The 19,641-nt window shown below is 67.7% G+C and carries 16 protein-coding genes; 6 read left to right on the top strand and 10 right to left on the bottom strand.

Translation table 11 applies throughout. From position 1 onward, the window contains the following. Positions 1-13: 13 nt before the first annotated feature. Positions 14-2,377 carry a bifunctional salicylyl-CoA 5-hydroxylase/oxidoreductase gene (locus BN948_RS08155; RefSeq protein ID WP_009516985.1) on the bottom strand — a complete coding sequence of 788 codons (2,364 nt, stop codon included), beginning with the start codon at positions 2,375-2,377 and terminating at the stop codon, positions 14-16. 136 nt (positions 2,378-2,513) lie between these two features. Between BN948_RS08155 and BN948_RS08160 the strand changes: the two genes are divergently transcribed. Continuing rightward, the gene (locus tag BN948_RS08160; protein WP_009516986.1) at positions 2,514-2,840 is read left to right on the top strand and encodes a DUF1840 domain-containing protein; all 327 of its coding nucleotides are present in this window, start codon (positions 2,514-2,516) and stop codon (positions 2,838-2,840) included. A gap of 111 nt (positions 2,841-2,951) precedes the next feature. On the opposite strand, the gene BN948_RS08165 is transcribed toward BN948_RS08160, so the two are convergent. The 9 genes from BN948_RS08165 to BN948_RS08205 form a co-directional block, all read right to left on the bottom strand. Further along, on the bottom strand, positions 2,952-3,944 hold the full coding sequence (locus tag BN948_RS08165) for a Bug family tripartite tricarboxylate transporter substrate binding protein (protein ID WP_009516987.1): 993 nt from the start codon (positions 3,942-3,944) through the stop codon (positions 2,952-2,954). Between the two features lie 227 nt (positions 3,945-4,171). Beyond that, positions 4,172-5,158 (bottom strand): tripartite tricarboxylate transporter substrate-binding protein, encoded by a 987-nt coding sequence (locus BN948_RS08170; RefSeq protein ID WP_009516988.1) that lies wholly within the window; start codon positions 5,156-5,158, stop codon positions 4,172-4,174. Positions 5,159-5,335: 177 nt separating this feature from the next. Then, positions 5,336-6,592 (bottom strand): phenylacetate--CoA ligase family protein, encoded by a 1,257-nt coding sequence (locus BN948_RS08175; protein ID WP_009516989.1) that lies wholly within the window; start codon positions 6,590-6,592, stop codon positions 5,336-5,338. Continuing rightward, entirely contained in the window at positions 6,592-7,404 is an 813-nt protein-coding gene (locus BN948_RS08180) for an ABC transporter ATP-binding protein (RefSeq protein ID WP_009516990.1), read from the bottom strand. Before BN948_RS08180 ends, BN948_RS08175 begins: the two co-directional genes overlap by 1 nt. A gap of 83 nt (positions 7,405-7,487) precedes the next feature. Further along, positions 7,488-8,819 (bottom strand): ABC transporter substrate-binding protein, encoded by a 1,332-nt coding sequence (locus tag BN948_RS08185; RefSeq protein WP_009516991.1) that lies wholly within the window; start codon positions 8,817-8,819, stop codon positions 7,488-7,490. 55 nt (positions 8,820-8,874) lie between these two features. Further along, positions 8,875-9,951 (bottom strand): branched-chain amino acid ABC transporter permease, encoded by a 1,077-nt coding sequence (locus BN948_RS08190; protein ID WP_009516992.1) that lies wholly within the window; start codon positions 9,949-9,951, stop codon positions 8,875-8,877. An 11-nt stretch (positions 9,952-9,962) separates the two neighbouring features. Beyond that, positions 9,963-10,892 carry a branched-chain amino acid ABC transporter permease gene (locus tag BN948_RS08195; protein ID WP_009516993.1) on the bottom strand — a complete coding sequence of 310 codons (930 nt, stop codon included), beginning with the start codon at positions 10,890-10,892 and terminating at the stop codon, positions 9,963-9,965. 9 nt (positions 10,893-10,901) lie between these two features. Beyond that, positions 10,902-11,699, bottom strand: a complete 798-nt coding sequence (locus BN948_RS08200; protein WP_009516994.1) for an ABC transporter ATP-binding protein — start codon at positions 11,697-11,699, stop codon at positions 10,902-10,904. Further along, entirely contained in the window at positions 11,696-13,642 is a 1,947-nt protein-coding gene (locus BN948_RS08205) for an AMP-dependent synthetase/ligase (protein WP_009516996.1), read from the bottom strand. Before BN948_RS08205 ends, BN948_RS08200 begins: the two co-directional genes overlap by 4 nt. 138 nt (positions 13,643-13,780) lie before the next feature. Between BN948_RS08205 and BN948_RS08210 the strand changes: the two genes are divergently transcribed. The 5 genes from BN948_RS08210 (at position 13,781) to htpG (ending at position 19,572) form a co-directional block, all read left to right on the top strand. Then, on the top strand, positions 13,781-14,497 hold the full coding sequence (locus BN948_RS08210; protein WP_009516997.1) for a Crp/Fnr family transcriptional regulator: 717 nt from the start codon (positions 13,781-13,783) through the stop codon (positions 14,495-14,497). Positions 14,498-14,608: 111 nt separating this feature from the next. Further along, the gene (locus BN948_RS08215) at positions 14,609-15,007 is read left to right on the top strand and encodes a hypothetical protein (RefSeq protein WP_138819837.1); all 399 of its coding nucleotides are present in this window, start codon (positions 14,609-14,611) and stop codon (positions 15,005-15,007) included. A gap of 505 nt (positions 15,008-15,512) precedes the next feature. Continuing rightward, on the top strand, positions 15,513-16,301 hold the full coding sequence (locus BN948_RS26100) for a pseudouridine synthase (RefSeq protein WP_236953872.1): 789 nt from the start codon (positions 15,513-15,515) through the stop codon (positions 16,299-16,301). A gap of 60 nt (positions 16,302-16,361) precedes the next feature. Further along, positions 16,362-17,603 (top strand): esterase/lipase family protein, encoded by a 1,242-nt coding sequence (locus BN948_RS08225; RefSeq protein ID WP_009517000.1) that lies wholly within the window; start codon positions 16,362-16,364, stop codon positions 17,601-17,603. 106 nt (positions 17,604-17,709) lie between these two features. Then, entirely contained in the window at positions 17,710-19,572 is a 1,863-nt protein-coding gene (gene htpG, locus BN948_RS08230; RefSeq protein WP_009517001.1) for a molecular chaperone HtpG, read from the top strand. Positions 19,573-19,641 lie beyond the last annotated feature (69 nt).

Consider the following 19,641-nt stretch of genomic DNA (forward strand, 5'->3'; position numbering starts at 1 on the left):
ATTTCGATGTCGTTCATTTGGCTGCCTCCTCTTCCTCTTTGGCCGTCATCGCTTGTTGACGGGCGATCTCGCGGTAGAGCTGGTCGCGCCCGCTGAGGTAGGGCGCGGGCCAGTCGATGGCGCGCGTCTGCAGCCTGGCGGCTTCGTGCAAGGTCCAGGCCGGGTTGGCCAGGTGTGGCCGGGCCACGGCGCACAGGTCGGCGCGGCCCGCGGCGATGATGCTGTTGGCGTGGTCGGCCTCGCTGATGGCGCCCACGGCGATGGTGAGGATGTCCACCTCGTTGCGCACGCGATCGGCAAAGGGCGTCTGGTACATGCGGCCATACACCGGCTTCGCCTGGCGCGTGGTCTGGCCGGAGGACACGTCGATCACGTCGCAGCCCGCGGCCTTGAACAGGCGCGCGATGGCCACCGCGTCGTCCGGCGTGGTGCCGCCGGGCGTCCAGTCGTGCGCGGAGATGCGCACGCTCATGGGCTTGTCAGCGGGCCAGGCGGCGCGCATGGCCTTGAAGACTTCCAGCGGGTAGCGGCAGCGGTTCTCCAGCGAGCCGCCGTACTCGTCGGTGCGCTGGTTGGTGAGCGGGCTGATGAAGGCCGAGAGCAGGTAGCCGTGCGCGCAGTGCAGCTCCAGCCAGTCGAAGCCGGCGGCGGCGGCGCGCTGCGTGGAGGCGAGGAAGGCGGCCGTCATGGCGTCCATGTCGGCGCGGGTCATGGCGCGCGGCACCTGGTTCTGCTCGCCGTAGGCCACGGCGCTGGCCGAGAGCAGCGGCCAGTTGCCGGCGGGCAGGGGCTCGTCGATCTGATCCCAACCGAGCTGCGTGGAGCCCTTGGCCCCACTGTGGCCGAGCTGGATGCCGATCTTCGCGCCGTTGCCCTGCTCATGGGCGAAGCGCACGATGCGCTCGAACGCGCGTTGCTGCTCGTCGTTCCACAGCCCGGGGCAGCCGGGGGTGATGCGGCCCTCAGGCGTGGGGCTGGTCATCTCCACCATCACCAGTGCCGCGCCGCCCGCGGCGCGCGCGCCCAGGTGCACGAAGTGCCAGTCGCCCACCACACCGTCTACCGCCTTGTACTGCGCCATGGGCGAGACCACGATGCGGTTCTTGAGTTCGACGCTGCGCACTTTCAGCGGCAGCAGCATGGGTGGGGTGGGGTGCTTCGCGGCTGCCTGACCTGCGCGCTGGCCTAGCCAGTTTTCATAGCCCTCGAGCCACTTCGCATCGCGCAGGCGCAGGTTCTCGTGGCTGATGCGCTGGCTGCGCGTGAGCAGCGAGTAGGCGAACTGCTCGATCTCCATGGCCGTGTAGCGGTCCACATGCTCGAACCATTCGGTGGAGTTGCGCGCGGCGTTCTGGATCTTGAGCACCTCCACGCTGCGCCGTGCTTCGTAGGCCTGCAGCACGGTGGCCACGTCGGCTTCGGGGTGGCGTTCGAACTCGGTGGCCAGGTCGATGGCGTCTTCCAGCGCGAGCTTGGTGCCGCTGCCGATGGAGAAGTGGGCGGTGTGCGCGGCGTCGCCCATGAGTACGATGGGGACGCGGCGGCCGGCGATGTCCTGGGTATGCACCCAGGTCTTGCAGATCACGCGGGGGAAACGGATCCAGATGGCCGATCCGCGCAGGTGCGAGGCGTTGCTGATGAGGCGGTGGCCGTCGAGGTAAGGAGCGAAGAGCTTTTCGCAGAAGGCGATGGCGTCTTCCTGGCTCATCTGGTCGATGCCGTGCGCCTGCCACACGTGCTCAGGCGTCTCCACGATGAAGGTGGAGGTGTCGGCGTCGAACTGGTAGGCGTGCGCCTGGAACCAGCCATGTTCGGTCTGGACGAAGGCGAAGGTGAAGGCGTCGAAGGTCTTCTTCGTGCCCAGCCAGACGAAGCGGCATTGGCGCGTGTCGATGTCGGGCTCGAAGGTGCTGGCGTAGCGTGTGCGCACGCGGCTGTTGAGGCCGTCGCTGGCGATCACAAGGTCGGCGGTGTACTGCGCGGCCAGGGCCTGGTCGTCGGTGACGTCGGTCTCGAACACCAGGTTCACGCCGAGCGTCTGGCAGCGCGCCTGCAGCACGTTGAGCAGCCGCTTGCGCCCGATGCCGCAGAAGCCGTGGCCGCCGCTGCGCACGCTGCGGCCCTTGTAGAAGACTTCGATGTCGTCCCAGTGGTTGAAGGCGTCGCCGATCTCCTGCGCCGTCTCCGGATCGGCCGCGCGCAGGTTGCCCAGGGTCTGGTCGGACAGCACCACGCCCCAGCCGAAGGTGTCGAAAGGGCGGTTGCGCTCGACGACGGTGATCTCCAGCGAGGGCTGGCGCCGCTTCATCAGCAGCGCGAAGTACAAGCCGGCCGGGCCACCACCGATGCACAGGATGCGTTGCAGGGACGTTTTCATGTCTAATTAGTTTAGACCTGAAACAATGGCCGGCAACCGGGTAAACCCTCGTCTCGTCGCGACGTGTTACACCGATGAACTGGCGTGCCCGCAGTCAAGGGAGTAATGTCCGACGCTCAGTCGTTTGAGAGCCTGTATGAGTGTGTACCGCTTCAAGTCCCGGGAGACCGGGGACCTCGTCATGTTGCCGGCGCACGGCAAGCGCCTGCTGGAAATCCTGGGCAAGGATCCGGAGAGCCCAGGGGTGCTGCTGCCCGATGACATGCCCCGCGCGATCGACGCGATCCGCGCGGCCGTGCTGAGCGAGGAGGCCGAGCACAAGCGCCTGCGCGACGAGGCCGAGGCCAGGGGTGAGCCCGCGCCCACCTTCGAGAGCGTGAGCCTTCGCATGCGCAGCACGCCCTTCATCGAGATGCTGCAGCGCGCGCAGAAGGCGGGCGTGGAGATGACCTGGGGAGTGTAGAGCGAGGCACCCCCCGCGCGGCTTCGCCGCTCCCCCCTCTGCTGCGCGATGGGGGCGCACCCTGCGGCCTGGCGAAGCCAGTTCCGCGGGTGCCTTAAAAGCGGGGCGGTGTCAGTCCACTTTCGCGCCGGAGGCCTTCACGACGGCGCCCCACTTCTTGATCTCTGCGTCGATCAGCGCGGCGAATTCCGCGGGCGTGTTGCCGCTGGGAATCGCGCCCTGGGCCAGCAGGCGCTCTTTCACCGCCGGTGTGTTCAGCGCCTTCGCGGTTTCCTGTTGCACACGGCTCACGATGTCGGGCGGCGTGCCGGCGGGCGCCAGCAGGCCGAACCAGGAACTGGCCTCGAAGCCGGGCAGCTTGCCGGCCTCTGCCACGGTGGGAACGTCGGGCAGCGCGGCCGAGCGCACGGCGCTGGTGACGGCGAAGGCCTTGAGGTTGCCGGCCTGGATGTGGGGCATGGCCGAGGGCAGGTTGTCGAACATCACGTCCATGTTGCCCGCGAGCAGGTCCGTCATGGCCGGGCCGGAGCCGCGGTAGGGGATGTGTGTCATGAAGATGCCGGTGCGCGACTTGAACAGCTCGCCCGCCAGGTGGATGGAGGTACCGTTGCCGCTGGAGGCCATGTTCAGGCGCCCCGGCTGCGACTTGGCCACGCGGATGAAGTCCGCCACGCTGTTGACGCCGAGCTCCTGGGCGCGCTTGCTGCTCATCACCATGACGTTGGGCACGCCGGCCACCAGGGTCACGGGCGCGAAGTCCTTCTGCGGGTCGTAGGGCAGCTTGCTGTAGAGCGACTTGTTGATGCCGTGCGTGCCCACGGTGCCCATGAGCAGGGTGTAGCCATCGTTGGGTGACTTGGCCACCACCTCGGCGCCGATGTTGCCGCCGGCTCCGCCGCGGTTCTCCACCACGAAGCTCTGGCCGAAGGCCTTGCTCAGTTCGGGCGCGATGGTGCGGGCCAGGATATCGGTGGTGCCGCCGGGGGCGAAGGGCACGACGATGCGCACGGGTTTGCTGGGCCAAGCGCCCTGCGCCAGCGCGGTGGCGGGCACCACGAGGGCGGCGGCGAGGGCGACGGCGAGGGATCGGCGGTTGATGCGCATGTGGTTGTCTCCTGCTTGAACGGTTGGTGACCGTCAGCCTATCGGCGCTGCCCGAGGAGTCAACCGGAGGACTACTACCTGGCGAGCGCAGGTGTCAGCCCAGAGACACCCGCGCTGCGTGCACGGGTCCCCCCCATCCAGAGACACCGCGGAACCGGCTTTGCCGGGCCGCAGGTGTCGCCCCCCTTGAGGGGGGTGGCGCGAAGCGCCGCGGGGGGTGTTCCCCGTCAGTCGGCGTATTGGCCGGCAGCGTCCACCACCACCTTCAGCTTGGCGATCTCGTTGGCCACGAACTTCTTGTGGCCTTCGGGCGTGACGCGGTTGTCGGTCACGACGATGGCGCCCAGCTCTTCCTGGCTCTTGATGAACTTGGGGTCCTTCAGCGCGACCTTGAGGGCGTCGTTGAGCTTCTTCAGCACGTCGGGCGGCGTGCCCTTGGGGGCGTACATGCCGTGCCAGATGGTGAGGTTGAAGTCCTTGAGGCCCATTTCCTGCAGCGAGGGATAGTGCTTGAGCACCGGGTGGTTGCTCAGCGGCTTGGCCGTGGTCACGGCGAAGGCCTTCACACGGCCGCCTTCGATCTGCGCCGTGGTGTTGGTGGTCTGGTCGCACATCACGTCCACCTGGCCGCCGATGAGGTCGTTCATGGCCGGGCCGGTGCCGCGGTAGGCGATCGTGGTCATGGACTTGTCGAGCTTCATCGCGTGCTGCCACATCAGGCCGCAGATGTGCGAAGCCGAGCCCAGGCCGGCGTGTGCCATGTTGAGCTTGCCGCCGTTGGCGCGGATGTAGGCCTCGAAGTCGCGGTAGGTGTTGGCGTTGAGCTTGTTGGAGCCCAGCAGGGTCATGGGCACGTCGTTGATGGCGCCGAGGTACTCGAAGTCTTCCAGTGCGTTGAATTGCTTCTTCTTGTACAGGCTGTCGGTGGCGGCCATGCCGATGTGCCAGACCAGCAAGGTGTAGCCGTCCTTGGGCGCGCGCGCCACGCGCGTGGCGGCGATGGTGCCGCCGGCGCCGGCGGTGTTTTCCACCACGATGTTGGCGTTGTCGCCCAGGGGCTTGCGCATGGCCTCGGCGAGCTGGCGCGCCACCAGGTCGGTGGGGCCGCCGGCGGCGAAGGGCACCACGAAGGTGACGGGCTTGCTGGGGAAGGCCTGTGCGAAAGCACCTGCCGCCAGGGTGGCGCCCAGGGCCAGGGTGACGAGCTGTTTCATGGTTGTCTCCAGAGGGAGGTTGCGGGACGGACCCGCGCATGCTATTGCCGGCTGCGGGGGCCGGAATCGCGGGAAATACGTAGGGGGCCACCCGGACAAACCCCAGCCTGGAGGAGCGGCGCGCGGCGCAGTGCGGCACGGCACGCCGGGATGCCGTGCCGGGTCACTCGCCGGGGCTCAACGGTAGCTGCGCGCGTCCTCGATCACCTTGCCGTCGTTGGGCAGGCTGCCGGGCGCCACCAGCTCCACGTCGCCGCGCAACTTGGTCACATCGCGCACGGCGGCGGCGATGTGTTCGCGCAGCGCTTCGGGGGCATCGCCGCCGGGCTCGGCCTCCACGCGCAGGCACATCTCGTCGCTGGCCATTTCGCCGCTGACCACCAGGCGGGCCTTGCGGATCTGGGGGAAGCGGCGCGCGATGTCGGCCACCTGCGAGGGGTGCACGAACATGCCGCGCACCTTGGTGGTCTGGTCGGCGCGGCCCATCCAGCCCTTGATGCGCGGCGCCGTGCGGCCCGTGGGGCAGGCGCCGGGCAGCACCGCCGACAGGTCGCCGGTGCCGAAGCGGATCAGCGGGTACGCCGGGTTGAGGGACGTGACCACCAGCTCGCCGACCTCGCCCTCGGCCACCGGGTCGCCGGTGCCGGGGCGAACGATCTCCACGATCACCTGTTCTTCCACCACCAGGCCTTCGCGCGCGGCGGTCTCGTAGGCCACCAGGCCCAGGTCGGCGGTGGCGTAGGTCTGGTACACGGCGACGCCGCGTTCGGCGAACCAGGCCGTGAGGCTGGGCGGGCAGGCTTCGCCCCCCACCACCGCTTTTTTCAGCGACGACAGGTCGACGCCGGTTTCAGCCGCCTTCTCGATCAGGATGCGCAGGAAGCTGGGCGTGCCGGTGTAGGCCTCGGGCCGCAGCTCGGCCATGGCCTGCAGTTGCTGCTCGGTCTGGCCCGTGCCGGCCGGGAACACGGTGCAGCCCACCGCGTGCGCGCCCGATTCGAGGATGAAGGCGCCAGGCGTCATGTGGTAGCTGAATGCGTTGTGCACCAGTTCGCCGGCACGAAAGCCCGCCGCGTACAAGGCGCGGCCGGTACGCCAGTAGTCGCGCGTGGCGGCTTCGGGTTCGTAGATGGGGCCGGGCGAGGCGTAGAGGCGCGACATGCCGGGTCCGCGAACCAGGGTGCTGAAACCGCCGAAGGGGTCGCGCGCGACCTGGGCGCGCTGACGCTCCAGCAGGCTGCTCTTGCGCGTGACCGGCAATTGCGCGAGCGCGGCACGGCTGTTGATGGCCGCGGCGTTCACGCCTTTGAGGATCTCGGCGAAGGCCGCGCTGTGGTTCTGCGCGTGCGCTACCTGCTTGACCAGCGCGGCCATCTGCTCGGCCTCGCGCTGGTCCGGCGCGCGCGTCTCCAGCGCATCGAAGCATTCGTTCATCAGGCCAGCCACCGTTTCCTCCGCTTGTAGCTTTTCACGTCCTTGAAGCTCTTGCGCTCGCCGCCACCCATGCCCAGGTAGAACTCCTTGACGTCTTCGTTGTTGCGCAGATCGGCCGCAGGCCCGTCCATCACGATGCGACCGCTCTCCATGATGTAGCCGTAGTCCGCGTAGCGCAGCGCCATGTTGGTGTTCTGCTCGGCCAGCAGCACGGTCACGCCTTCCTTGTGGTTGAGGTCTTTCACGATCTCGAAAACCTCTTCCACGATCTGCGGCGCCAGGCCCATGCTGGGCTCGTCCAGCAGCACCACGCTGGGGTTGGCCATCAGCGCGCGGCCGATGGCGCACATCTGCTGCTCGCCGCCGCTGGTGTAGGCGGCCTGGCTGGTGCGCCGCGTCTTCAGGCGCGGGAAGTAGGTGTAGACCTTCTCCAGGTTGCGCGCCACCTCGGCCTTGTCCTTGCGTGTGTAGGAGCCCGTCATCAGGTTCTCTTCGATGGTCAGGTGCGCGAAGCAGTGGCGCCCCTCCATCACCTGCACCACGCCACGCTGCACCAGATCGGCCGGTGAGAGGTTCTCGATGCGCTCGCCGCGCAGCTCGATGCTGCCCTTGGTGACCTCGCCGCGCTCGCCCTTGAGCAGGTTGGAGACGGCGCGCAGTGTGGTCGTCTTGCCGGCGCCGTTGCCGCCCAGGATGGCCGCGATCTGCCCTTGGCGCACGGTGAGCGACACGCCCTTGAGCACCAGGATCACGTGGTTGTAGATGACCTCGATGCCGTTGACGTTGAGGACGATGGGTGAGTCGGTGCTCATGGTGTTTCCTTGAAGACCATTCGCAAGAGCGGACGAGCCGCCCTTGAGAATGGCGCCGCGCAGGAAGCGCGGCGCTCAGGGGGTCAGCTGCCGCAGTCGGCGGCGGCTCGGCGGGTCATCTTCTTGTCGGCCAGGTACTTGTCGGCACCGGCTTTCACCATCGGCTTGATGATCTGTTCATCGGCCTGCAGGAAGTCGGAGCTGAAGTTCCACTTGGCGCCGTCCCAGGTGTGCACGCGCGCCCAGGTCGATCCCATGTGGTCGTTGCAAGAGGTGGACAGCGGGCGCATGACGCCGGCGAAGCCCAGCGAGTCCAGCTTCTTCTGGTCCAGCGCCAGGTTCTCCAGGCCCCAGCGCACCTGCTCGCCCGTCATCACCTTGCCCTTGCCGAAGCGCTCCTGCGCGCGGCGCACGGCCTCCACGCCCAGCATCTGGATGATCACGCCGCGCGTGTACAGAACCGAGCCCACTTCGTCCTTGGGACCCGTGCCCTGGCCTTTGTCGTGCACGTGCTTGAGGATGTCCTGGATCACCTTGGGCTGCTGACCCGAGGTGTTGAGCGCGAGCGCGTTGTAGCCCTTGGCACCGGCACCCACGTCCTTGACGTCGGGTTCGGCACCGGCCCACCACACGCCGTACATCTTCTCGCGCGGGTAGCCGGTGGCCTGGGCCTCCTTCAGCGCGGTGGAGTTCATCACGCCCCAGCCCCACAGCAGCACGTAGTCGGGGCGGCTCTGGCGCACCTGCAGCCAGGCGGCCTTCTGTTCCACGCCGGGTGCGGTCACGGGGATCAGTTGCAAGTCGAAGCCGTGCATGCGCTGACGTTCCTGCAGCAGCGGAATGGGTTCCTTGCCGAAAGGTGAGTCGTGGTAGACCAGCGCGATCTTCTTGCCCTTGAGCTTGTCCAGGCCGCCTTCCTTGGCGCCGATGTGCTGGATCAGGATGTCGGCGCCCGTCCAGTAGCTGCCCATCAGCGGGAAGTTCCACTTGAAGGCGTTGCCGTCCTGCGAGACCGACAGGCCATAGCCCAATGTGATCAGCGGGATCTTGTCGGTGGTGACCTTCTCGGTCAGCGCGAAGGTGATGCCGGTGGCCTGCGGGTCGAAGAGGCTCACGCCCGGGCGGCTCTTCAGTCGCTCGTAGCATTCCACGCCGCGGTCGGTGGCGTAGCCGGTCTCACACTCCTCGAAGGTCAGCTTGACGCCGTTGACACCGCCGTCGCGCGCGTTGATGAGCTTGAGGTAGTCCTGCTTGCCGTTGGCCCAGGGCGTGCCGTTGGGCGCATACGGTCCCGTGCGGTACGACAGGAGCGGGAAGAACTGCTCCTTCGCTTGAGCGAAGGCGCTGGTGGCGACCAGCGAGGTGGCGCCGGTCGCCAGCGCGGCGACGGCAAGGACCAGATGGCGAAGCTTCATGGTTTGTCTCCTGTGATTGAAGTTGACGCGGGCGGAAAAACGGGGAATGCGGGGATCAGTGAGGGAAGGGCCACAGCCGCAGCTTCTGCTTGCCGATGGACCACAGCTTCGCCAGCCCGTGCGGCTCGACGATCAGGAACCAGACGATGAGGCCGCCGAAGATCATCAGTTCGACGTGCGAGACCGTCGCCGTGGTCATGCTCATGCCGAACAGGCTGGCCAGTTCGGGCAGTGCCTGGTTGAGCACGATGGGCAGCACCACGATGAAGCCCGCACCGAAGAAGGCGCCCATGATGGAGCCCAGGCCGCCGATGATCACCATGAAGAGCAGGCGGAAGGACAGGTCCACGCCAAAGGCCGCCGGCTCCCAGGCGCCGAGGTACACGAAGGCCCACAGGCCACCGGCCACGCCGATGATGAAGCTGGACACCGCGAAGGCGCTGAGCTTGGCGTACATGGGGCGGATGCCGATGACGGCGGCGGCCACGTCCATGTCGCGGATGGCCATCCATTCCCGGCCAATGGCCGAGCGCACCAGATTCTTGGCCAGCAGCGCCAGCACGACCAGCACCGCCAGACAGAAGAGGTACTTGCTGACCGCGCTCTCGATCGGCAGGCCGAAGACCTGCAGGTTGTTGACCGACACCGAGCCCGATGGCGAGTCGTTCACGAACCACTTCACGCGCAGGAACATCCAGTCGGCGAAAAACTGCGCGGCCAGCGTCGCCACCGCCAGGTACAGGCCTTTCACGCGAAGGCTCGGCAGGCCGAACAGCACGCCGAACACCGTGGCGCACAGGCCCCCCAGCAGCAGCGCGGGCACCAGCGGCATGCCAGGGATGCGCACGAAGAAGTTGTAGGCCATGTAGGCGCCCACCGCCATGAAGGCGCCCGAACCCAGCGAGATCTGGCCACAGTAGCCCACGAGGATGTTCACGCCCAGCGCGGCCAGCGACATGATCAGGAACGGGATCAGGATGGCGCGCATCATGTAGTCGCTGGCCAGCATCGGCACCACGATGAAGGCGGCGGCAATGAGCGCGAGCACGAGCCAGCGGTCCTGCGCGATCGCGAAGATCTGCTGATCGGCGCGGTAGGAGGTCTTGAACTGACCGTTTTCTCTGTAGAACATAAGTCAGTGCCTCACACGCGGTCGATAATTTTTTCGCCGAACAGACCCTGCGGCCGGAACAGCAGGAACACCAGCGCGAGCACGTAGGCGAACCAGATCTCGATGCCCCCACCCACGAAGGGCCCGAGGTAGACCTCCGAGAGCTTTTCGCCCACACCGATGATCAGCCCGCCGATGATGGCGCCGGGCACCGAGGTGAGCCCGCCCAGGATCACCACCGGCAATGCGCGCAGCGCCAGGGTGGTGAGCGAGAACTGCACGCCCAGCTTGGAGCCCCAGATGATCCCGGCCACCAGCGCGGTGACGCCGGCCACGAACCACACGATCACCCAGATGCGGTTGAGCGGAATGCCGATCGACTGCGCGGCCTGGTGGTCGTCGGCCACCGCGCGCAACGCGCGCCCGGTGCTGGTCTTCTGGAAGAACAGCGACAGCGCGGCCACCAGCAGCGCCGCGATGCAGGCGGCGTACACGTCCTCCAGGTTCACCAGCACGCCGCCGGGGAAGGTGCTTTCCAGCAGGAACACCGGGTCTTTGGGCATGCCCACGTTGATGGCGTAGATGTTGGAGCCGAAGAGGGTCTGGCCCAGGCCGTCGAGAAAGTAGGTGATGCCCAGGGTGGCCATCAGCAGGGTCACGCCCTCCTGGTTGACGAGGTGGCGCAGCACCAGGCGCTCGATCAGCCAGGCCACCACCCACATGAGCGCGCCGGCGAGCACGAAGGCGATCACGTTGGCCAGGACCAGGCTTTCGATGCCGATCCACTGGGGCACCCATTCGGAGAAGCGCGCCATGGCCAGCGCCGCGAAAAGCACCATGGCGCCCTGCGCGAAGTTGAAGACGCCCGAGGCCTTGAAGATGAGCACGAAGCCCAGCGCCACCAGGGAATACAGCATGCCGGCCATCAGGCCGCCGAGCAGGGTTTCAAGAAAGAACGCCATGTTGCCGCCTCAATGACTGGTGCCGAGGTAGGCGCTGATGACCTCCTCGTTGCCGCGCACGTCCTCGGGCGTGCCGTCGCCGATCTTCTTGCCGTAGTCGAGCACGACCACGCGGTCCGAGATGTCCATCACCACGCCCATGTCGTGCTCGATGAGCACGATGGTGGTGCCGAACTCGTCGTTGACGTCCAGGATGAAGCGGCTCATGTCCTGCTTCTCTTCCAGGTTCATGCCCGCCATGGGCTCGTCCAGCAGCAGCACCTGCGGCTCCATGGCCAGCGCGCGGCCCAGGTCCACGCGCTTTTGCAGGCCGTAGGGCAGGGTGCCCACGGGCGTCTTGCGGTGGGCCTGGATCTCCAGGAAATCGATGATGTGTTCGACGAATTCGCGGTGCTGCTCTTCTTCCTTCTGCGCGTTGCCGATGCCGAAGGGGTTGCGAAACGCCTGCGCCAGCAGCCCGCTCTTCACCCGAAGGTTGCGCCCGGTCATGAGGTTGTCGATCACGCTCATGCCCTTGAAGAGCGCCAGGTTCTGAAAGGTGCGCGCGATGCCCATCTCGGCCACCTGGCGGCTGTTCATGTGCTTGAACGTCTGGCCGCGAAAGCTGATCGAGCCTTCCTGCGGCTGGTACACGCCATTGATGCAGTTGAGCATGGAGCTCTTGCCAGCGCCATTGGGGCCGATGATGGCGCGCACCTCGTGCTCGCGCACGTCGAAGCTGATGTCGGTGAGCGCCTTGACGCCGCCGAAGCGCAGGCTGATGTTTCTGACGTCGAGGATGACCTCGCCGATCTTCTTTTCGTTCATGCGGCCGCTTTCACAGGGACGAAGGTCTTCGCGTCTCGGATCTGAAGCGTCGCGCTGACCGAGCCCGTGCGCCCATCCTCGAACTTCACTTGCGTTTCGATGAACTGCTCGCGCTTGTCCGCGTACAGGGCGTCCACCAGCACGCCGTATTTCTCACCGATGAAACCGCGGCGGACCTTGTTGGTGCGCGTGAGCTCGCCGTCGTCGGCGTCCAGCTCCTTGTGCAGGACGAGGAAGCGGCTGATCTGGCTGCCGGCCAGGCGCTCGTCGCGGCTGAGGTCGGCGTTGACCTGCTCGACGCAGCCCTGCATGAGTTCGTACACCTCGGGCTTGCCGGCCAGGTCGGTGTAGCCGGCATAGGGCAGGTTGCGGCGCTCGGCCCAGTTGCCCACGGCGTCGAAGTCGATGTTGAGCATGACGCACACGCGGTCGCGCCCGTCGCCGAAGGCCACCACTTCCTTGATGTGCGAGAAGAACTTGAGCTTGTTCTCCACGTACTTGGGCGCGAACATGGCGCCGTCGTGCGCGCCGCCCTTCAGGCGCCCCACGTCCTTGACGCGGTCGATGATCTTCAGGTGCCCGCTGGCGTCGATGAAGCCGGCGTCGCTGGTGTGGTACCAGCCCTCGGCGTCCAGCACCTCGGCCGTGGCCTGCGGGTTCTTGTAGTACTCCTTGAGCAGGCCGCGCGAGCGCACGAGGATTTCGCCCGTGTCGCTGAGCTTGATCTCCACGCCCTCGCAGGGCACGCCCACGGTGTCGGCGCGCGCCTCGTTGTCGGGCTGCAGGCAGACGAACACCGCCGTTTCGGTGGAGCCGTAGAGCTGCTTCAGGTTGACGCCGATGCTGCGGTAGAAGCTGAAGAGGTCGGGGCCGATGGCCTCGCCGGCGGTGTAGGCCACGCGCACGCGGCTCATGCCGAGGTTGTTGCGCAGCGGGCCGTAGACGAGCCAGTCGCCCAGGCGGTACTTGAGCCGGTCGAGCGCGCCCACGGGCTTGCCGTCCATGAGATCGGGGCCCACGCGGCGCGCCAGATCCATGAAGGCGTGGAACATGCGGCGCTTGAAGGCGCCCGCGTCTTCCATGCGGATCATCACGCTGGTGAGCAGGCTCTCGAACACGCGCGGGGGCGCGAAGTAGTAGGTGGGGCCCACTTCCTTCATGTCGATGCTGACGGTGCCGCTGCTCTCGGGGCAGTTGACCACGTAGCCGGTGACCAGCCACTGGGCGTACGAGAAGATGTTCTGGCCGACCCAGGCCGGCGGCAGGTAGGCCAGTACCTCGTCGTGCGGACCCAGCTTGTCGAAGCGCGCGCCAGCGTTGGCGCGGTCGAGCAGGGTGCGGTGCAGGTGCACCACGCCCTTGGGGTTGCCGGTGGTGCCGCTGGTGAAAAACATGGCGGCCACGTCCTCGGGGCTGCCGGCGTCCACCTCGGCGTCGAAGAAGCCGGGGTGGGCGCGTTCGAAGGCGCGCCCCGCCTCGGCCAGCATGTCCATGCTCTGCAGGCCGGGCTGGTCGTAGTTGCGAAGGCCGCGCGGGTCGTCGTACCAGATGCGTGTGAGCTGCGGGCACTGGGCGCGGATCTCCAGCATCTTGTCGACCTGCTCCTGGTCTTCCACCACGCACAGCCGGACCTCGGCGTTGTTGATGGGGAAGACGCATTCGCCGGCCACGGCGTCCTGGTACAGCGGCACCGCGATGGCGCCCAGCGATTGCGCGGCAAGCATGGTGGCATAGAGGCGCGGTCGGTTGGCGCCGATCACCACGAGGTGCTCGCCGCGCCGCAGGCCCGCCTCATGCAGGCCGCAGGCCAACGCGCGCACCAGCGACAGCATCTCGCCCCAACTCGTGGTCTGCCAGATGCCATAGGCTTTCTCCCGCATCGCGGGGGCCCGGGGCCGCTGCTTGGCGTGGTCCCGCAGCAAACGCGGAAAGGTGGTCTGCATGCCTTGTCTCCTGTGGTCCGCCGCGCCCCGCACAGCGGGAAGCAGGGATCGGTGCATGGGGCGCATGGTAGGCCTGAGTTTGACGTCATGTTGTCTGTGTGACGACAATTGCGGGTCAACCCTGCTAGGACTTTCCCCATGTTCGTCGCCCGCCGCAGCGCCATTCGCGAGCGCGCCCGTCGCCCCACCGATGCCGAACTCGACGGCATTCCCTGGCTGCCCGCGCTGGTGGGCGAGGCCCGCGAACGTGCGCTGGATGCCTTGCAGGTGGGCGAGGCCGAGGCGGGTGACTACGTGTGTCGCTTCGGTCGTCCGGTGACCTTCTGGTTCGGCCTGGTCGATGGCCTGCTGAAAATGACCAACGACGACTCCAGCGGCCCGGCCATCACCTTCACCGGCGTGGCGCCGGGCGGCTGGTTCGGCGAAGGCACGGTGCTCAAGCACGAGCAGTACCGCTACAACATCCAGGCCTTGCGCCGCAGCCTCATCGCGGGCCTGCCCGTGGACACCTTCGACTGGCTGCTGGATCACTCGATCGGCTTCAACCGATTTGTCATGCATCAGCTCAACGAGCGCCTGGGCCAGTTCATCGCCGCGCGCGAGGTGGACCGCCTCACCAGCCCCGACCTGCGCGTGGCGCGCAATCTGGCGGCCCTGTTCCATCCGCTGCTCTCGCCCAACGTGGGGGGCATCCTGCGCATCACGCAGCAGGAGCTGGCCTACCTGGTGGGCCTGTCTCGCCAGCGCGTGAACGAAGCCTTGCGCACCCTGCAGGCCAGGGGGTGGATCCGCATCGAGTATGGGGGGCTGCGGGTGCTGGACCTGCAGGCGCTGCGCGCGGGCGAGCTGGACTGATCGGCGCTGCGCCGTCCTCCTACACGCAGCCTGCCGCCACTCCTACGTGAAATGGCCGTGCGCCGGGAAGAATGGAAAGCCTCGCAACCCCTTCGGAGGATTTCCATGAACATGACCATCAAAGCAACCACCGCCATCGCCTTGTGCGCCGCGTCTGCCTTCACCATGGCCCAGAGCATGACCAAGGCGGAACACGATGCGGCCGAGGAGCGCATCGAGATGAACTACAAGAACGCGAAGAAGGCGTGCGACGCGATGAAGGACAACGCCAAGGACGTGTGCCAGGAGGAAGCCAAAGGCAAGGAGCGCGTTGAAAAGGCGGAACTGGAGAACCAGTACAAGCCCACGGCCAGCAATGCCCGCAAGGTCCAGGAAGCGAAGGCTGACACGGCATACGACGTGGCCAAGGAGAAATGCGAAGACCAGGCCGGCGACGCCCAGAAGGTGTGCAAGGCCGACGCGAAGGCCGAACACGACCGCGCCATCAAGGCCGCCAAAGGCAAGGGCTGAACCAGGAGCAAGGGCTGATCGACGCCCTCGCATCACCTGTTCTTCCACCAAGCCGCCCTTCGGGGCGGCTTCGCGTCGCGGGACAGCGGACAATCAGGCCATGGCATCCGATCCCGACAAACGCACACTCAGCCTCAAGCCCGCGGCGCCCAAGCCGCCCACCGACCCGCGCGTCCCGCGCCGCCCACCCGTGCGACCGCGCGGCCCGGCGCGCGCCCGACCCCTGAGCTCGGCCGATCGCCCCGAACTGCCTGTGCAGCCTGCGGCGAGCGCCCGAGCGCCCCAGGCAGCAGCAGCCGATACGAACGCGGCACCGCGTCCGCCACGCCCGTCGGCGCCCGCGCCTGCACCTCGCTCCTCGTCGCGGCGCCCACCCTCGTCCAGTGCACCAGCGCAGCGCCCGCAGGCGCCTCGACCGCCATCAAAGCGTCCACCCTCCCAGCATCCACCCTCGCAGCGCGCGCCAACGCCGCGCGCGCCGGCGCCAGTGGCGGCCGCGGAGGCATTGGCCCCGAGAGAGGGCATTCGCCTGAACAAACGCCTGGCCGAGCTGGGTCTGTGCTCGCGCCGCGAGGCGGACGAATGGATCGCGCGTGGGTGGGTGCTGGTGGACGGCCAGGTGGCCCACATGGGCCAGCCGGTCCTTCCCGACGCGCAGATCAAGGTGTTGCCCCAGGCCACGAGTGCGCAGGACGAACGCGCCACCTTCCTGCTGCACAAGCCCGTGGGCTATGTGAGCGGCCAGCCCGAGGACGGCCACGAAGCCGCGGTGGTGCTGCTGCAGCCGGGCAATCGCTGGAAAGACGACCTCAGCCCGCGCCGCTTCACGCCGGCGCAGTTCAAGGGCCTGGCGCCCGCCGGCCGCCTGGACATCGACTCCACCGGCCTGCTCGTGCTCACGCAGGACGGCCGCGTGGCGCGCGCCCTGATCGGCGAGGACAGCGGCGTGGAGAAGGAATACCTGGTGCGCGTGGTGTGGGCGCCCAACGGCCCTCAGGGGCCGGGCGTGGTGGAGCAGGGCGTGCAGGCCGTGGTGCCGGCCGAATGCCTGGCGCGGCTGCGCCACGGGCTCTCGCTGGATGACCAGCCGCTCAAGCCCGCGCAGGTGGACTGGCTCAACCCCGAGCAACTGCGCTTCGTGCTCACCGAGGGCAAGAAGCGCCAGATCCGCCGCATGTGCGAAGCGGTGGGCCTGCACGTGGTCGGCCTGAAGCGCGTGCGCATCGGCAACGTGCTGTTGGGCAAGCTGCCGCAGGGGCAGTGGCGCTACCTGTTGCCCGGCGAAACGTTCTGACGCCTGGCGCCGCCGGTCTGACCGTCGTGGGACAGGGCGGTGTCTGACCACAATCGGCCCATGGCCGATTCCCCACGCGATCCACCCCGGCGGCACCTGCGAACGGCGGACCTCCGCGCCGCCGCGCAACTGGCCACACAGGCCACGCTGGGCGTCATCGGCATCACCGAGGGGGTGCACCAGGCCGTGCGCAGGCGCATCGGCCTGGCGGCGGGCGATGCGCCCGAGCGCACCGGGGGCCTGACCGGGCGCGTGTACGGCGCCATCCGCGGCACCGCGCATGGCCTGGGCGTCGGCCTCGACGCCGTGCTACAGGCCGTGCTGCCTCTGTTGGACGATCCCGCGCGGGCCGGCGCCGAGGATTCGCCCGCGCGCGAGGCCGTGGTGGCGGCGCTCAATGGCGTGCTCGGCGACCGCCTGGCGGCGATGGGCAACGCGCTGGCGCAACCCATGGAAATGCGCCGGGCCGAGCGTGTGCTGCCGTTGGGCCGGGCCGCTCGCTTCCAGGAAGCCCTGGGGGCGTGCAGTCCCCATCTCCTGTTGATGGTGCACGGCCTGTGCATGAACGACACGCAGTGGCGGCGCAACGGGCACGACCACACGGATGCGCTGGCCGAGGCGCTACAGGCCACGCCCGTGCGCCTGCGCTACAACAGCGGCCTGCGCATCGCGGCCAACGGCCGCGAGCTGGCGCAGAGGCTGGAGCGCCTGGTGAAGTACTGGCCGGGGCCTCTGCAGAGCATCACGATCGTGGGTCACAGCATGGGCGGGCTTCTGGCGCGCAGCGCGGTGCATGAGGGACGCCGCGCGTCACACCGCTGGCCCGCGCTGGTGAAGCACCTGGTGTTTCTGGGTACGCCACACCACGGCGCGCCGCTCGAGCGCGCGGGGCATGGTGCCGATCTGTTGCTTGCCTCGTCGCCGTACTCGGCCCCGCTGGCGCGGCTGGGCCGACTGCGCAGCGCCGGCATCACCGATCTGCGTCATGGCCACTTGCGGCACCCGGACGAGGGACGCCCCGATGCGCCGCTTCCCCTGCCCGCGGGGGTGGCCTGCTTTGGCGTGGCGGCCTGCCTGGCGCCGCGCCGTGGCCTGCTGGCCGAGCGCCTGGTCGGCGATGGCCTGGTGCCGCTGCGCAGTGCCCTGGGCGAGCACGACGATCCCGCGCGCCGCCTGGTGTTTGCGCGCGGCAGCCTGCGCGTGGTGCACCGCACGGGACACCTGGACCTGTTGTCCAGCCCGGTGGTAGCCGAGCAGCTGAAACAATGGCTGTCCGCCGCGCCGCCAGCATCGGCCAGCTGAACCGGGGGCTTGAAATGCCGGGCGCCGCCCCCAGGTTTGCCGCGGCTTGTGTGCCCGGCCGGTGCCGCCGGCGCGGGCCCCCCGTTGTCCCTCATCATTCCCAGTCATGAGCAAACAGACCCATTCCTTCCAGGCCGAGGTGGCCCAGCTGCTGCACCTCGTCACGCACGCCCTCTACTCCAACCCCGACATCTTCCTGCGCGAGCTGGTGTCCAACGCGTCCGATGCTTGCGACAAGCTGCGCTTCGAGGCGCTGAACAACGCGGCCCTGTACGAAGACGCGCCGGAGCTGGAGGTGCGCATCGCCTTCGACAAGGACGCGCGCACCATCACCATCACCGACAACGGCATCGGCATGAGCGCGCAGGAGGCCATCGACCACCTGGGCACCATCGCCAAGAGCGGCACGCGCGACTTCATGAGCAGGCTCACAGGCGACCAGAAGTCCGACGCCCAGCTCATCGGCCAATTCGGCGTGGGCTTCTACTCGGGCTTCATCGTTGCCGACAAGATCGTGGTGGAAAGCCGCCGCGCGGGCCTCCCGGCCAGTGAAGGCGTGCGCTGGACCAGCGGGGGCAGCGGCGACTTCGAGGTCGAGGCCATCGAGCGCCCCGCGCGCGGTACCAGCGTCATCCTGCACCTGCGCGAAGACAAGACCGAGTACCTCAACCACTGGAAGCTCAAGTCCATCGTCGGCAAGTACAGCGACCACATCAGCCTGCCCATCCGCATGCAGGAAGAGGAGTGGGATGCCGAGAAGAGCGAGTACCGGCTCAAGGACGAGTGGACCACCATCAACTCGGCCAACGCGCTGTGGGCGCGGCCCAAGAAGGACATCACGGACAAGCAGTACGCCGAGTTCTACAAGAACCTGAGCTACGACACCGAGGCCCCGCTGAGCTGGAGTCACAACCGCGTGGAAGGCAGCACCGAGTACACGCAGCTCCTGTACATCCCGGCCAAGGCCCCGCAGGACCTGTGGAACCGCGACCGCAAGGCCGGCATCAAGCTCTACGTGCGGCGCGTCTTCATCATGGACGAGGCCGAGGCCCTCATGCCCGCCTACCTGCGCTGGGTGAAAGGCGTGGTCGATTCCAGCGACCTGCCGCTCAACGTGAGCCGCGAGCTGCTGCAGGAGAGCCGCGATGTGAAGGCCATCCGCGAGGGCAACACCCGCCGCGTGCTGGCCATGCTCGACGAGCTGAGCAAGGACGGCGAGAAGTACGCCGCCTTCTACGCTGAATTCGGCGCCGTGCTCAAGGAAGGCCTGGGCGAGGACTTCGCCAACCGCGACAAGCTCGCCAAGCTGCTGCGCTTTGCCAGCAGCACGCAGGCCGAGCCCACTTCACTGGCCGACTACAAGACGCGCATGAAGGAAGGCCAGAAGGCCATCTACTACATCACCGCCGACACCCTTGCCGCCGCGCGCAACAGCCCGCAACTGGAAGTGTTCCGCCAGAAGGGCATCGAGGTGCTGCTGATGGCCGACCGCGTGGACGAGTGGGCGCTGTCCTTCCTGCCCGAGTTCGACGGCACGCCGCTGCAAAGCGTGGCCAAGGGCGCGGTGGACCTGGGCGACCTGCAGGACGAGGCCGAGAAGAAGGCTGCAGAGGCCGCCGCCGAGGGCTTCAAGCCCATGCTGGAGCGGTTGAAAGAGGCGCTCAAGGACAAGGTGAAGGATGTGCGCGCGACCTCGCGCCTGGTCGATTCCCCGGCCTGCCTGGTGGTGGAGGACGGCGACTATTCCATGCAATTGGCGCGCCTGCTCAAGCAGGCGGGCCAGCAGGCGCCCGAAGTCAAGCCCATCCTGGAGGTAAACGCCAGCCATCCGCTGGTGAAGAAGCTCGACGGCAGCGAGCGCTTCGAGGACCTGGCCCACGTGCTGTTCGACCAGGCCTTGCTGGCCGAGGGCGGCTTGCCGGAAGATCCGGCGGCCTACGTGCGCCGCGTCAACGCCCTGCTGGTGTGACAAATGGTCACCCGCGCGGGGCACTTTCGGGGTCGCGGGCGGCTCACAATCGGATGTCTTCCGATCGAA

Source organism: Hydrogenophaga intermedia (assembly GCF_000723405.1).
GTDB classification, from domain to species: Bacteria; Pseudomonadota; Gammaproteobacteria; order Burkholderiales; family Burkholderiaceae_C; genus Hydrogenophaga; species Hydrogenophaga intermedia.